17 protein-coding genes are annotated in these 14433 nt (G+C 62.0%); 5 read left to right on the plus strand and 12 right to left on the minus strand.

Going from position 1 to position 14433, the window contains the following annotated elements:
* Positions 1-449: 449 nt before the first annotated feature.
* A complete protein-coding gene (locus FE782_RS02960; protein WP_138192321.1) occupies positions 450-1091 on the minus strand; it encodes an O-methyltransferase in 642 nt (213 codons plus the stop codon).
* Positions 1092-1221: 130 nt separating this feature from the next.
* On the opposite strand from FE782_RS02960, the gene FE782_RS02965 reads away from it, so the two are divergent.
* Positions 1222-2295 carry a YheC/YheD family endospore coat-associated protein gene (locus tag FE782_RS02965; RefSeq protein WP_138192323.1) on the plus strand — a complete coding sequence of 358 codons (1074 nt, stop codon included), beginning with the start codon at positions 1222-1224 and terminating at the stop codon, positions 2293-2295.
* Here FE782_RS02965 and FE782_RS02970 read toward each other — a convergent pair.
* Genes FE782_RS02970 through racE form a run of 4 tightly spaced genes read right to left on the minus strand, consistent with a single transcriptional unit; the run spans position 2258 to position 4623 of the window.
* Positions 2258-2560: a HesB/IscA family protein gene (locus FE782_RS02970; protein WP_138192325.1), complete on the minus strand. Its 303-nt coding sequence runs from the start codon at positions 2558-2560 to the stop codon at positions 2258-2260. The two genes, FE782_RS02965 and FE782_RS02970, sit on opposite strands and share 38 nt — an antisense overlap.
* Before the next feature lie 6 nt (positions 2561-2566).
* Positions 2567-2809 carry a hypothetical protein gene (locus FE782_RS02975; protein ID WP_138192327.1) on the minus strand — a complete coding sequence of 81 codons (243 nt, stop codon included), beginning with the start codon at positions 2807-2809 and terminating at the stop codon, positions 2567-2569.
* Between the two features lie 53 nt (positions 2810-2862).
* Complete coding sequence (locus FE782_RS02980; protein ID WP_138192329.1) at positions 2863-3783, minus strand: M14 family metallopeptidase; 921 nt, start codon at positions 3781-3783, stop codon at positions 2863-2865.
* Positions 3784-3807: 24 nt separating this feature from the next.
* Positions 3808-4623, minus strand: coding sequence for a glutamate racemase (gene racE / locus FE782_RS02985; RefSeq protein ID WP_138192331.1), 816 nt, complete (start codon positions 4621-4623; stop codon positions 3808-3810).
* Between the two features lie 220 nt (positions 4624-4843).
* Between racE and FE782_RS02990 the strand changes: the two genes are divergently transcribed.
* Both FE782_RS02990 and FE782_RS02995 read left to right on the plus strand, forming a co-directional pair.
* Positions 4844-6661 (plus strand): EAL domain-containing protein, encoded by a 1818-nt coding sequence (locus tag FE782_RS02990; protein WP_439116413.1) that lies wholly within the window; start codon positions 4844-4846, stop codon positions 6659-6661.
* Between the two features lie 117 nt (positions 6662-6778).
* Positions 6779-7918: a phosphodiester glycosidase family protein gene (locus tag FE782_RS02995; RefSeq protein WP_138192336.1), complete on the plus strand. Its 1140-nt coding sequence runs from the start codon at positions 6779-6781 to the stop codon at positions 7916-7918.
* A gap of 18 nt (positions 7919-7936) precedes the next feature.
* Here FE782_RS02995 and mnmH read toward each other — a convergent pair whose 3' ends face one another.
* The 6 genes from mnmH to FE782_RS03025 all read right to left on the minus strand — a co-directional run bounded on the left by mnmH (position 7937) and on the right by FE782_RS03025 (position 12002).
* Positions 7937-8980 carry a tRNA 2-selenouridine(34) synthase MnmH gene (mnmH, locus tag FE782_RS03000; protein WP_138192338.1) on the minus strand — a complete coding sequence of 348 codons (1044 nt, stop codon included), beginning with the start codon at positions 8978-8980 and terminating at the stop codon, positions 7937-7939.
* 3 nt (positions 8981-8983) lie between these two features.
* A complete protein-coding gene (selD, locus tag FE782_RS03005; RefSeq protein WP_138192340.1) occupies positions 8984-10063 on the minus strand; it encodes a selenide, water dikinase SelD in 1080 nt (359 codons plus the stop codon).
* A gap of 21 nt (positions 10064-10084) precedes the next feature.
* Entirely contained in the window at positions 10085-10546 is a 462-nt protein-coding gene (locus FE782_RS03010; RefSeq protein ID WP_138192342.1) for a DUF86 domain-containing protein, read from the minus strand.
* Between the two features lie 40 nt (positions 10547-10586).
* Positions 10587-10697 (minus strand): amino acid ABC transporter permease, encoded by a 111-nt coding sequence (locus tag FE782_RS03015; RefSeq protein ID WP_238392311.1) that lies wholly within the window; start codon positions 10695-10697, stop codon positions 10587-10589.
* Between the two features lie 18 nt (positions 10698-10715).
* Entirely contained in the window at positions 10716-11390 is a 675-nt protein-coding gene (locus FE782_RS03020; RefSeq protein WP_138192346.1) for a tetratricopeptide repeat protein, read from the minus strand.
* A gap of 381 nt (positions 11391-11771) precedes the next feature.
* Positions 11772-12002, minus strand: a complete 231-nt coding sequence (locus tag FE782_RS03025) for a helix-turn-helix domain-containing protein (RefSeq protein WP_138192348.1) — start codon at positions 12000-12002, stop codon at positions 11772-11774.
* Between the two features lie 141 nt (positions 12003-12143).
* Between FE782_RS03025 and FE782_RS03030 the strand changes: the two genes are divergently transcribed.
* Positions 12144-12524: a helix-turn-helix domain-containing protein gene (locus FE782_RS03030; protein ID WP_138192350.1), complete on the plus strand. Its 381-nt coding sequence runs from the start codon at positions 12144-12146 to the stop codon at positions 12522-12524.
* On the opposite strand, the gene FE782_RS03035 is transcribed toward FE782_RS03030, so the two are convergent.
* Positions 12439-13008: an RNA polymerase sigma factor gene (locus tag FE782_RS03035; protein ID WP_138192353.1), complete on the minus strand. Its 570-nt coding sequence runs from the start codon at positions 13006-13008 to the stop codon at positions 12439-12441. The two genes, FE782_RS03030 and FE782_RS03035, sit on opposite strands and share 86 nt — an antisense overlap.
* 269 nt (positions 13009-13277) lie before the next feature.
* On the opposite strand from FE782_RS03035, the gene thpR reads away from it, so the two are divergent.
* The gene (gene thpR, locus FE782_RS03040) at positions 13278-13847 is read left to right on the plus strand and encodes an RNA 2',3'-cyclic phosphodiesterase (protein ID WP_138192355.1); all 570 of its coding nucleotides are present in this window, start codon (positions 13278-13280) and stop codon (positions 13845-13847) included.
* Positions 13848-14433 lie beyond the last annotated feature (586 nt).

Consider the following 14433-nt stretch of genomic DNA (forward strand, 5'->3'; position numbering starts at 1 on the left):
ATTATATCGAACATTCGTTCCCATTTCAATGCATTTTTTCACCCCCTCCCCTGTTCCTCCTGTCTTTTTCGTTCTTGTCCTTAACTCAGGAGGATCAGTGTCGGTAACTTTCCTTTTCCTACGCGGAAATCGCTTTTTCCGACTTCCTGAGTTAAAGCAAAAAATAAAAAAGGCATGAGGGAGGAGGAGGGGCTAAGGCAGGTTTCCGGTAGAACGGCTTGGGCGATGGAAGCGAGTTGGCGGCAGCAAAGCGCGGATGGCGGCAACGGGAGTACGGAAACGCAGCGGGTCCGGAAGGAGACGCAATTGCGGGAGGGAAGCGCGGCTAGGGTCGACAGAACGCAGAACGCAGAACGCAGCCGGCGGTCCCGGCGCGGGGGATGGGCGGGAACAACAACGGAGGGCCGTATAACGGAAAAAGCCGCGCCGAAGCGCGGCCGCGATGGCCCTCACACGATGCGGGCGATGGACAGTCCGTCGTAAGCCGGCAGGATGACGCCCTGCAGACGCGGATCTGTCGCGATTCGCTCGTTGAAGACGCGCATCGCGCGAACCGACGGCGACGTCGACTCTTCTTCCACGATTCTACCCTTCAGCAGCACGTTGTCGCCGACGACGATCGCGCCGGGGCGGCCGAGCTTTAACGCCCAGTCTAAGTAATTAGGGTAATTGCCCTTGTCCGCGTCGATGAAGAAGAAGTCGAAGGTTTTCCCTTCCGAGGCGAGCGTCTCGAGATTCGCGAGCGCCTCGCCGACGCGGTACTCGACGACGTCGCCGAAGCCGGCCGCGGTTAGGTTCGCCTTCGCCAGCTCCGCATATTCGGGCTTCAGCTCCAAGGACGTCAACGTGCCGCCGGGGCGCAAGCCGCGTGCGAGACAGATGCCGCTATAGCCGGCGAGCGCGCCGATCTCGAGCGCGGCGGAGGCGCCCGACGAGGCGGCGAGCAGCGTTAACAGACGCCCGTACCCCGGCTTGACCGAGATGTCCGGCATATTTCTCTCCTTGATCGAGGCGAGCGCCCGTTCGAGATCGGGGTCTCCTTTCCCTCCAAACAGCGCTTCCGCGTATTGTTCCGCACGTTCCACGCGCATCCCTCCTTCATCCACTCTTCAGACTCCAGTATACCCTATGCCGTCTGTCGATTTCGACCGGACGCCGAAGGACCTCTTCGGGAGAAGCCGCATAAGATATGCGTAAAGCCGCGGAAGGGGTACGAACAACATGAGTGTGTTAGGGATCATGACGAATGCCTCCCGAAATCCGCAGAAATACACGGTTTACGCGAAAGCGGCGGAGCGTCTCGGATTCGAAGCTACGCTGCTGTTCGAACCTAGCGACGTGGATTTATACCGCCGCCGGGTAGAGGCGTACTGCTATCGCGGGGGGGCGTGGCGGAGGCGGCGCTGCTCGCTGCCCGATATCGCGCACGATATGGGCTTCTACACGGAGCCGAACGCGATTCGTCGCGTGAAACGCATCAAGTCGAGTCGAAGCGGCATTCCGTTCACGGGGTATGCGCTCGGTCACAAATGGACGCTTCACGAGAAGCTGCTGCAGACGGGGTACGCAAAGTACGTGCCGGAAACCGCGCTTCTGCGGTCGCCGGACGCCGCGGTTCGGCTCGCCGCCCGCTACGGCGCCGTCATGGTAAAGCCCCGAGACGGCAAGCAGGGCAAGGGGATCGTCAAGATCAGCCGCGCTCCGGGCGAATCGAATCGGTTCCGGTGGCAGGAGCGCAACGCGATCGACGGCCCGCTCGCGCCCGCCGCTCTGGCGGAACGGCTGCGGAGGCGCTTCCGCCCGGCCTCTGCCGTCGTTCAGCGGTGGATGGATATTCGAAGCCCGAGGGGCGGAGTTTACGATATAAGAGCGCTCGTCCAGAAGACGGAAGGCGACGAGTGGCTACTCGCGGAGATGGCGGTGCGGGAGAGCGGGATGGGGCGGATCGCGTCGAACGTGTCCGGCGGAGGCGCGGTCCGGCGCGCGGCGGAGTTCATCGGCCGGATGTACGGCGAAGGCGAAGCGGAGCGGATCGTCGCGGAATGCCGCAGCATCGCGGACGGTTTGCCGAACGCGCTGGAAGCGGTCTACGGCAGGCGGTTCGTCGAGCTGGGCATCGATCTGGCGGTCGAGAAGGGCGGTTGCGTGCGCATCATCGAAGTGAATATCAAGCCGGGAAAAAAAATCGTCCGCGCGCTATCGGGAGAGATAGCCTACGCGGACGCTCTGATACGGCCGATTCGTTACGCCAAGTGGCTTAGTGATCGCCGTGATTGCCTTGGGAAGGGTTCGTGATGACGAATCCTTCTTCCGGCGTGTACAGGTAGTCGATGATCACGCCGTCCAGGAATTTGTCGCCGTTCTTGAGGATCACGTCGATCCCCTTGTCCGTCTCGACGACGACGTCGTCTTCGCCGGGCGTGTCCAATCCGAGTCCGTAGTGCGCGTGGTCGCCGTGCGCGTGCGTCACGTAGACGCGCAGCTTCAACTCTTTGTTTTCCTCGGACTCCATCTCTTTCAGCAACATCTTCGCTGCATTGCGCGTAATCTTGCACTTCATGCCCGTCTACTCCTTCGACTTCCGCGGATATTTGTTCTCGATTCGATGCAAAAACCAATTCGACAAAAAAAGCGTCACCGCGATATCGTCCAGAGGGACGTACGGGAGAACGTCCGGCAGCACCCAGTACAGCGCCGCCGGGACAAGCAAGAACGCCTTCTCGCGTAGCGGAATGTCGGAATCGCGCAAGTACATGATCGTCCGGGTTACAAGCCTCGCCCATGTTGAAAGCTTGAGCCACTTCTTCATCGGTGGACGAACCTCTCCTTCGCTGCCGCGAATCGAAACATGCTTATAGTGTATCAGTTGCCCCCGGCATATGCCAACAGCAGCTCGAGCAGAAGCGCGGACGTCTCCTCGTACATGCCCGGCAGCTGGTCCAGCGGCAGCGGATTCGCGCCGAAGCCGGCTTCGACCGTAAATCCGGGGCGGCCGAAGCGGTGGATGAACCAATCCTTGTAGCCCGCGTCGCTCCCCGTAAGCTTTACGGCCTCGTAGCCGCTGACGGCCGAGAGCCGCGCCGCGAGCGTCTCGGACTCCGGCGGCTCCGCGTCGCGGTAATTCCAATAGATTTCGCGTCCTTGCGTATGAAGCGCGACGACGGCGTCGAACGACGTCGCTTCCGTGAAGCGGGCGATCGCCTGCGCCTCGGGCTCCGTCAGCGGCGCTTCGCCCGTGTAGTCGCGCGGCCCCGGCCCTGCGACGTCGCGGCGATCCCGCTCGACCTCCCAGTACGCCGGGAATTGATCATTGAGATCGACCCCGCGCGCGTTGGCCTTCCAGCCGGAAAAATCTTCGCTTCCGCCGTTCCAGGCGAGCAGCGCTTCGCGATGCGGATGGTCCGCTTCGGCGCCCCGCAAGACGAGCTCGACGCCGTCGGGATTGACCATCGGCGCCGTCCAGAGCGTGACGCGGGAGAACAGCTCCGCCGCGTCGCGGCCCAGGAACGGCGTTCCGTCCCGCAGCGCGCGCGCCGCTTCTTCGACGAACCGCATCGCGATCGGCGTCGTAATCCACTCGTTCGCGTGGAAGGCGGCGTTCGCGAAGACGCGTTTCGGCCCGCAGCCGACGCGAATCGCCTGCAGCGGCTTGCCCAAGACGCTCGCGCCGATCGTCGTTACGTTCATCGTCGGGTACGCTTCTCCGAGCCGTTCGAGGTCCCGGATCATCTCCGCATACCCGTAGGGCCGCTCGAACGATACGATGCCGCTTCCCGTTGTCATGACGTGATGACCCTCCGTTTCGGATTAGATGAATTTCGGTACTTGCCACATGACAGGCGTCACGTGGATTTGCTCGTTCAACCAGTCCTGGGCGATCCATTGGAACGTCCTCGGATCCCCGCTGCAAAAAAAACGATGCACCGGAACTTCGTTCGACGACTCGAGCTGCCCGGTGTGCGATAGCAACGTGCTGATGTCGCGGGCGGTCTGGTCCGCCGACGAGATTAGGGCGACGTCCTCGCCCATGCATCGCTTGATTCGATCGGCTAGGAACGGATAATGCGTGCAGCCGAGAATCAGCGTGTCGATCGTTTCGTTCCGGAGCGGTCGAAGCGCCTCGCAGACGACGTCCGACGCTTCCTCCGAACGGAACATTCCCTTCTCGACGAGCGGCACGAGGGTCGGACAAGCGAGGCTGACGACCTTCACGCCCGGGGAGATGCGACGCAAAGCGGTAACGTACGCGCCGCTTCGAATCGTGCCCTCCGTGCCGATGACGCCGATCTGCCCGTTCTTCGTCTGCTTGATCGCCGCCCGCGCTCCCGGCGTAATGACGCCGAGCACCGGCACGGAAACGTTCGTGCGGATGGCCTCGATCGCGACGGCGGTCGCCGTATTGCACGCTATGACGATCATCTTGGGGTCGAACTGCAACAGATAATCGACGATCTGGCGCGTAAACAACGCGACCTCCTCCTTGGACCGCGGTCCGTAGGGTGCTCTCGCCGTGTCGCCGAAATACAGCACGCGCTCCCGCGGAAGCTGCCGCATGACTTCCTTGGCGACCGTTAACCCGCCTACGCCCGAGTCAAGAATCGCGATGGCCTGATGTGTAGACACATTGAACCGCTTCCCTCTGATCTAAGTTGGGTTTCCTCGTTGATATCCAGAATATGTGGAAGGTTTCGAAAAGGTCACTATCGGCGAGCGGAAGAAGAGGGATGGAGAACTATGTCGAATTTTAGGGAAAACAGGACAAGTTTACTATTACGCATTTCTTAATATTACTGGTACAATGAAAATAGCATTCTTAGGTTTCCCAAGCTCGGAGATGATAGATTTGGCGCAAAGGCTGCCGGTAACCCGCGATATCAGACGAGGAGACGTCTTTACGATCGACTCTTCCGACGTCGTGAAAATCGATATGATCAAGGATAAGCTGTATCTCGTTCATACGAAGACGGATCAGTTCTATTTGAATCTGTCTTTCGACGCCATCGAAGAATGGCTGTACGAGGACGGCTTCCGTATGCTGGACACCCACAACATCGTCAACGTCAACCAGATCGTGTCCTACGACTCGGACCGCGGGAGAATCATGCTCGGCACGCTCGACACGGACAAGGATCAGACGCTTAAAACCGCTACGGCGGCACGCATACATAAGCAGCACGTCATGAACATCATGAAGATGCTCGAAGCGTGCAGCCGCGCCTCGAACTACGGCCCGGACGGCGAGGAGCCGCTCGCGGATTTGATGAACGAATTGACGTCGGAAAACGAAAACCCGATCTTCCTACGCTCGTACAACGCGATGCAAATCGCGGAAGAGCGCAGGCGCGCCAACGAGAAAATCAATCATCTCGCGTTCCACGACGCGCTGACGAATTTGCCGAACCGGATGCTGTTCCAGGACCGGGTCAAGGCTTGCTTCGAGCAGGCGCGCGCGTATAACCGCAAGCCGGCGATTTTCTTTTTCGACCTCGACCGCTTCAAGATCATCAACGATACGTTAGGTCATCACGTCGGCGACAATATGCTGCAGGTGCTGGCCGATCGGCTCCGCACGCTCGTCCGTCCCGAGGATACGATGGCCCGCTTCTCCGGCGACGAATTCATCTGGCTCATCCCGCACGTGCTCGATCGGGCGGAGGCGGCCGCGTTCGCCCGCGAGGTGGGACGCCTCGTCAGCAAGCCGTACGATCACGAAGGCCAAGAGCTGTTCGTAACGGCCAGCATCGGCGTAAGCTTCTACCCCGAGGACGGCACGGACGCGGACACGCTCATCAAGCATGCGGATACGGCGATGTACCGCGCGAAGGAGAAGGGCGGCGACACGTTCGAGTTTTACCATCCGGACATGAACTTCCGCTCGCTCGAGCGGCTTCATCTGGAGACGCATCTGCGCAAGGCGCTGAGCCGCGACCAAATCCGCGTGCACTATCAGCCGCTCGTCGATTTGGAGAGCGGGAACATTTTCGGAATGGAAGCCCTTGTCCGTTGGGAACATCCCGAGCTCGGCCTCGTCTCGCCCGGGGAGTTCATCCCGCTCGCGGAGGAAACCGGGGTCATCGTGCCGATCGGCAACTGGGTGCTGCGCGAAGCGTGCATGCAGAACAAGCGCTGGCATGACATGGGATACGATCTGTGCGTATCGGTCAACATCTCGATGCAACAATTCCAGCATCCCGAATTCGTCGCCACGATTCAGGAGACGCTCGCGGAGACGGGGCTCGACCCCGCTTGGCTCGCGCTCGAAATTACCGAAAGCGTCGCGATGAAGAACGTCAGCTTCGTCATGGAGACGATCGAAGAGCTGAAGCGGATCGGCGTGTTCATCTCCATCGACGACTTCGGCACGGGGTATTCCTCTCTCAGTTATCTGAAGCGATTCCGCGTGCACACGCTCAAGATCGACCGGAGCTTCATCCGCGACGTGACGACCGACGAGGATAACGCGGCGATCGTGACCGCGCTCATCGCGATGAGCCAGCAGATGAAGATGCGGTCGCTGGCGGAAGGCGTGGAGACGACGGAGCAGCTGATCTTCTTGAAGGAACGCGGCTGCAACGAAGTGCAAGGCTATATTTACAGCAAGCCGCTGCCGGCCGATGAATTCCAGAAGCTTCTGGATAAGACGCCGATGCCGCTCGGGTAGCTGGAAAGCTTAGAAGGCAATCCCTGATCGGGGTTGCCTTCTTCTTGTTTCCGCGCAACCTTTCCCCGCGACGGCGCGTCCAACAAATCGATAGAGAGAGAGATAGGAGGCTTCGTCATGGCTTTGCACTTCCGGCTCCCGCTTCGACGCCCGCCGGCGGCGGCGCGTTCGCGGCGCCGCGGACTTCGCGCGAACGCCCTTCGCGCCGCGCTGGCGTTGGCGCTGCTCGCGGCCGGAGTCGCCGTCTGGCTCTGGGCCACCCCGTCCGGCACCCGGCTGCGCTACCTCGCGGCCGACACGCTCATTACGACGCAGCATCGCCACTGGGCGAAATACGTCATCGGCGAAGCCGCGCTGCGGGAGCGCCTCGCCGAATACGAGCGCCGGTTCGACGCGATGGCGCGCGAATCGCTGCGTCCGGTCGTGCCGGAACGCCCTGCCGGCGGCGCCGGGACGGGAGCCGGCGCGGACGCGGCGGCGGAGCCGCTGTACCGCATCGAAGACGTCTCCGGCGAAGGCTGGTCCGGCAAGCTGCTCATCGTGCCCGACCCGCTGAGCATCCGCATCGGCGTGCCGAGCGCGATCGGCCGGGGCGAGAAGGTGAGCCGCATGATGCAACGCCTCGGCGCGGTCGCCGGCGTGAACGGAGGCGGCTTCTCGGATCCGAACTGGAGCGGCAACGGATTTAAGCCGACCGGCATCGTCATGTCGGGGGGAGAGGTGTTTTATAACGATGCCGACCCCGAAGACGAGATCGACGTCGTCGGCTTCACCGACCGCGGCGCGTTGATCGTCGGGCAATATACGCTCAACGAGCTGCAGCGCATGGGCGTGCGGGAAGCGGTATCGTTCCGTCCGCGCCTGATCGTGAACGGCAAGGGATTGGTGGAGAGCGACGAGGACGGCTGGGGCCTCGCGCCCCGCACGGCGGTCGCGCAAACGGAGGACGGCACGGTGCTGTTCGCCGTCATCGACGGCCGCCAGACGCACAGCGTCGGCGCCACGCTGTACGACGTGCAGCAGCTGTTCCTCGACCGCGGGGCGGTCGTCGCGGCGAACCTCGACGGCGGCGCATCGACCGTGCTGGTCACTCGAGACGTCGAGGCGGGCTACCGCATCGTCAATCAGCCGGCGACGACGGAGGGCGAGCGGTACTTGCCGACCGCTTTCCTCGTCTTCCCGCAGCCGCAGCTCGTCCGGATCGCCAACGTCTGGGAAGGCCTCGACATGGAGCGGTTCGATCCGTCGAAATGGTGAAGAGGGCCTCCCCCTTCGCTAATTCGCTTGGGGGTAGGCCCTCTTCAAAAACGCTTCGATTTTCCGTTCCGCCTCCATCGTCGTCGCGGCCCGAATGACGGTCCGCTCCGCGGCGTACTCGGAAATCGTATGCTCGTAGCGCGGATCGTAATAGTATTCTAGCAAGCCGCGAACGGCTTCCCGGAAATCGTCGCGCTCGAGCGCCTGCCGAATGTCCCGCGCGGCCGGCGTGTGGATTTTCCGCTCGATTCGCTCGAACGCCTCCATGCATTGCGCCTTGAACCGCTCCGGCTCGTAGTCGGCGAGGATGTTCGTCACGCGCGCTTCCATCGGCAGCTCCAGAAACAGCTGCGGCGCCCGCTCCTTCGCTTCCATAAGAAACTCCGGCAGCACGGCCTTCCCAACGCGCCGGCTCTCTCCTTCCATCGCGATGAACGGGCTGTGGCGCAGCCGGATCAGCTCGTGCACGAGCAGCGAGTCGAACGTGCGCTGGTTGTGCGGTTCGAGGCCGACCCCGCCGAAGATCGACCCGCGATGCGCCGCGAGCCCTTCGAGATCAAGGACGGGATACCCCTTCTCGTGAAGCGAACGCAAAATATTCGTCTTCCCCGTTCCCGTCAGTCCGTTCAATACGATCAGCGGTTGGTTCAGCTCGTACGACGCCAGCGTCTCGACGACCCATCGCCGATAGGCGCGGAATCCCCCTTGAATGCGGTAGATTCGTCCGCCGAGGATGGAGAGCAGCGTCGACGCCGTCTTGCTCCGCATGCCGCCGCGCCAGCAGAAGAACGCCTTGCGCCCGGGGACGCCCTGCAGCTCTCGAATGAACGCCGGCAGCTTCGCCGATACGATCTCGAGGCCGAGCTCCTTCGCCGCGTCTACGCTCTGCTGCTTATACGTGGTGCCGATCCGCGCCCGTTCCTCGTTATCGAACAGCGGCACGTTCACGGCGCCCGGCACGCTGCCTTCCGCGAACTCGCCGGGCGATCGAACGTCGATCGGGGTCATATCCCCTCTCCCGAGCAGCTCCACGAATTGTTCTACGGTGATGTCTTCTACCAAGGCTTACGCTTCCTTCCCGTGCCGCACGACGATCCGTCCCGGGTGCGCGTCCGTGACGGCGCCGATCAAGGCCGCTTCCACGCCCGCCTCCCGCAGCGCCGCATGCAGCGCCTCCGCTTGATCGCCTTCGACGGCTATCAAGAGGCCGCCGGACGTGACGGCGTCGCAAAGCACGTATCTTTCGGTTTCGCTCAGCGTCGGCGCGAAGTCGATCGACGACTCGACGTGGCGATAGTTGTTTTTCGTGCCGCCCGGAATGACGCCCTCGTCCGCGAGCTCCTTCGCCCGAGGCAGGACGGGAACCTGCGGCTGGTCGATGACGATGCCCGCGCCGCTGCCCTTCGCCATCTCGAGCGCATGGCCGAGCAAGCCGAAGCCCGTCACGTCCGTGCAGGCGTGGACGGGATACCCTTCCATCGTCTCCGCCGCTCGGCGATTCAGCGTCGCCATGACCGCGGTGACGCGTTCGATCTCCTCCGGCGACAGCTTGTCCCGCTTGATCGCGGTCGTCAGAATGCCGACGCCGATCGGCTTCGTCAAGATGAGCCGGTCGCCCGGCTTCGCCCCGGCGTTCGTCAGCACGCGGTCGGGGTGGATCGTGCCGGTGACGGCGAGGCCGAACTTCGGCTCGTTATCGTCGATCGAGTGGCCGCCGACGAGCGTCGCGCCCGCCTCGCGCACCTTGTCTCCCGCGCCGCGGAGAATGTCCGCCAGCACGGAACGATCGAGCCTTCCGATCGGGAACGCGACGAGATTCAGCACCGTCGTCGGCTTGCCCCCCATCGCGTATACGTCGCTCAGCGCGTTCGCCGCCGCGACTTGTCCGAACGCGTACGGGTCGTCGACGATCGGCGTGAAGAAGTCGACCGTCTGCACGAGCGCCAGCTCGTCCGTCAATTTATAAACGCCCGCGTCGTCGCTCGTCTCGGTGCCCACGAGCAGGTTCGGGTCCCGCTCCGTCTTCGGGAGGCTCGACAAAATGCCGGACAACTCCCCGGGTCCGATCTTGCAGCCGCAGCCGCCCTTGGACGACAGCGACGTCAGCTTCACGGCGTCTCGTCCTTGCGCTTGTCCTTGTTCCATCCGTACTTCCGCCTCCTTATGTCATGCGAACGGCTGCAGTTCCTTCCGGATGAACGCGGTCACGAGCGGCGCGAACCGCTCGAGCAGCTCCGCCGTCCGTTCCAGATCGTCCCTGAGGCCGTCCCGCGGCAAATCCATGTAGTCCTGCGTCAACGGACGCCGCAGCGCGACCAGCGCCTTCAAGCCGTCCGCGAGGTGTTCCGGCAGCACGCCCTCCGTGCGCAGCACGTCGACGATATCCTCGTAGCTGCTCGCGTCGCGCATCATGAACCCATCGATCAGAAAGCTGCCGACGTCGGTGACCGCTTCGATCGCGAGATGCAGCGCCCGCTCCTGCGCGAAATGCGTCAGCAGCGCGGACGAGCCGGTCCGTTCCGTCCCCGCGCCGGCCGCGGCGCCCGACGCCAGCTCCCGCAGCGCCTTCGTCACCGTCGGCAAAAACCGAAGCCGCGCGTCGATCTGTTCTTCGTTCACGTAATACATTCGGTACTCCGTCTCCCTTCCCTATGAAGCCCTCGATCCCTTATGAGTCCCGCTTCTTGCGCGCCTTGCGCTTCAGCACGCCCGCCGTAATGACGAACGTCAACACGATCACCAATAAAATCAGAAAGGCCTCCGATACGTCGCGACCCACAATCATTCCTCCGTATTCTTACCCGACGGCGTTCCTCGCGGCCGAGAGCAGCGCCCAGCGGCGTTCCGTCTTTCGTTTGTATTTCGGCAGCGCCCGATACACGTCCACCGCCTCGGCGTACGCCGCTTTCGCGTCGGGCTTCTTGCCCAATGCGTCGTACAATCGGCCGAGCTTGTAATAAAACTCGCACGACGACGAATTCGCTTCCCGGAACCGCTGCAGCGCGGCGACGGCGCGTTCGGAATCCACTGGCGCGAGCGACTCGGCGAGGCGCAGATACGGCTCGCCGTACCGCACGCGCGGATTCATCTCCAGCGCTCTGAGAATATCCCTCTCGCCTTGTTCGAGTTCGCCCGTCTTCACGCGACAAATGCCGAGGTCGCAAGTAACCTCGGCCGAATGTTCCATCGCGGGCATGATCTCTTCGAGCAAGCGGCGGGCGTCTCCCCACCGCTTCTTCTCCATATAGAGACGCGCGGCTTCTTGCTTCGCGGATACGTCGAAGGGGCGTTCGCGAATGTCTTGAAGCGCCTTCGACAGCCTGCGGCTGCGCCGAATCGGCTTCATGAAGCTAGGGAAAATTCCGATAAAACTCCGGTCCAGGAAGTATAATAGCAGCAACAGCACGAGAATGGCAACGAACGGATTGCCGAGCAGCAGCCATAGCAGCCCGAACAACAGTCCCACTTTCATGGCAGGTCCTCCTTCTCGAACGTTGCTGCCATTATATCACAACCGGGCTTAGCCCAACCACAGATGCGACGCGTAGCCGAGCATCGCGCCGAGGAGGTACCAGATGGTGCTCATGGAAAATCACCTGCCTTTGCAGCATTTTCCAATAGCATCTCCTAAAGGGGTTCGCTTTAGTATGAAAGAGGAAGCCGCGCGTTCGGGCATAAAAAAATCCCGTGCGCTCCGTGGGCGGCAGCGCCGGGATTGTCGCGAAGGAATCGTTCACGCCTCCTTCGGCTTACTCGCGTTCCTTGTTCATGCTTCGCCGCGTCCGAATTTCGAGCGCGACCGACACCGATACGACGATAATGCCGATCACCCAAAACCAAATCGGGGTTTCGTTCATGATTTCCCTCCTTTGCTTCGGTACCGCGCCATAAACCGAGTCGGGACGAATAATTCCTCTCTCCCAAGCTCGTACAGCTCCGCGATTTGCGTCGCTCGAGGAGCGCCGACGCCGCGGGCGCCGTTCTCGATCTGCAGCAGGTAGCCCGGGGAGATGCTGAGCCTCTTGGCCGCATGCTCCAAGGACATGCCGGCCCGCTCCCTCGTCAGTTTCAGCAAGCTTTCCATCGATTCGCCCGCCTTCGCGTTTTGCATTGTTTTCCCTATTTTACTCGAATTGGAGTCGGGATTTCAACGCATTTCGCGAAGTTTTCCGGGAAAATTCACATTTTGCATTGTGCAAAGTATAATGAAATCGGAGGTGGGCGCATGTACGGCGCTAGAATTCGAGAGCTTCGCAAACGACGCGGTTGGACGATGAAGCAGCTGGGGCAGCGCCTCGAGCTGGCCGAATCGACGATCTCCGGTTATGAAAACGAAATCCGCCGGCCCGACATGGACGCGCTTCTGCAATTCGCCGAGCTGTTCGACGTGTCCGTCGATTACTTGCTCGGCCGCGAACGCATGTCTTCCGCCGCTCCTTCGGGTCCCCCGCAGGCGGCCGCTCTCCGCGAGAGCGCGACGCCGTATTACGCGGCGATTCGGGACGGGCAGATCGAATCGCTTACGGAGGAGGAAGCCGCGCATCTTCGCGATTCGCTGGAGATGTTCCGGCTGTGGAAGGCGAACCGTCCATCCGGCTCCGAATGAATCGCTTCGCCCGGTGAAACCTGGATTTCACCGTGCCGATCGATACGCCGAGCCGTTCGGCGATCTCCGCATCCTTCGAGCCGTACCGGATCTTCATCCAGACGACCTCGCGATAGGCGGGCTTCAGCCACGCGATTTGCTCCATCAGCTGCTCCGCTCCGAGCCTTCGGCACACGACCTCTTCCACGCCCTCGGCATCCGCGCCGCAGACGCCTTCCAGCGGCTCCGGCTCCATCGGAATGCCGTTCCAGCATCTGCGCTTGCGCATCAGATCGATGGCGGCGTTCGTCGCGATCTTCGACAGCCACGCCCCGGCTCGCCGCTCGTCCAGCACCGTGTCCAGATGACGATACGCCTTAAGGAACGTCTCCTGCGCGACGTCTTGGGCCAGATGCGGATCCTTCACCATCCCGTACGCTTTCCGGTACACGCGATCGCCGTATAACGTTACGAGACGGTCGAACCGACTGATAGCGGCTGACACATCCTTTCACTTCCGTTTCCTTCCGGTTTCCCGCACAGACGCTGCGAACTTGGACTCTATGAAAATTTTACCATTCCTACCTACTAATTGCTAGCATAAGTTACTATAAAAAAGAAAGACGCCTGCGGCTCGTCGCCGCAGGCTTCAATAGAATATATAATCAAAAAGGGGGTCATCCTTACTATAATCGACCTGTGTTAAATCCAAGTAAACGCAAGATTACAATTGCGTTACAAACTTTCATGCAAAGAACGGAGACGTGAAGCGTTGTGACTTCCTCGATCCGATTGTTTTTCGCCGCCGCGCTGGGCGACGCAGCTCGCGAGGCGCTGGAGCGCGCCTGCCAGACCGTGCGGGGCGACGTGCCGTTCGCCCGCTGGACGCATCCGGCGGATTACCACGCCACCGTCAAATTCATCGGCGACGTCGACCCGTCGCTCGTCGACGCGCTCGCGGCGCCCGTGCGGGACGCCGTCGCCGGGTTCGCCCCCTTCGAGCTGTCGCTCGGGGGCTTCGGCACGTTCGGGCGCAGCCGCGCGGCGCCCGACATTCTCTGGTGCGGCGTCGCCGGCGGCACCGACGAGCTGCGCGCGCTGCATGCGCGCGTCGACGCGGCCGCGGCGTCCTGCGGCGTCGCGCGCGACACGCGCCCGTTCCGGGCGCATATTACCGCCGCGCGCAAGTACCGCGGCGACGCGCCGTTCGCCGCGCACGCTTCGCTGCTCGCGGCGCTCGCCCCGGCGCCGTCGCCCTGGCGCGTCGAGGAGTTCGTCCTGTACCGGACGAACTTCGGGGCGCGGCCCGCGTACGAGGCGCTGCATCGGTTCCCGCTCGGGTAGCTCCGGGCGGGCGACCGCGTCGCTCCGCTCCCTTACCTCCACACCGGCCCTCCCCTTCATCCTTCCCCGCGTTCCCATTCCATTCTCGTTTCATCGCCTACCGTTTTTAAACACACTCGATCCGCGCCGAATCCACCCGCGTTACGCTCAATGTCGCACCCATGCGCCTTATATCGCCTTTGTCGCCTCGCGCCGCTTTCCCCTATGTTCCGCCCTAACGTCTATACCGCCCCTCCACATCGAACTTTTCCGCACTTTCGTTCCGTTCTCGCTCCCATCGCCTACCGTTTTTAAACACACTCGATCCGCGCCGATTCCACCCGCGTTACGCTCAATGTCGCACCCATGCGCCTTATATCGCCCTTGTCGCCTCGCGCCGCTTTCCCCTATGTTCCGCCCTAACGTCTATACCGCCCCTCCACATCGAACTTTTCCGCACTTTCGTTCCGTTCTCGCTCCCATCGCCTACCGTTTTTAAACACACTCGATCCGCGCCGATTCCACCCGCGTTACGCTCAATGTCGCACCCATGCGCCTTATATCGCCCTTGTCGCCTCGCGCCGCTTTCCCCTATAATGGAAAACGA

Origin of the sequence: Paenibacillus antri (genome assembly GCF_005765165.1) — a bacterium.
Taxonomy (GTDB): domain Bacteria; phylum Bacillota; class Bacilli; order Paenibacillales; family YIM-B00363; genus Paenibacillus_AE; species Paenibacillus_AE antri.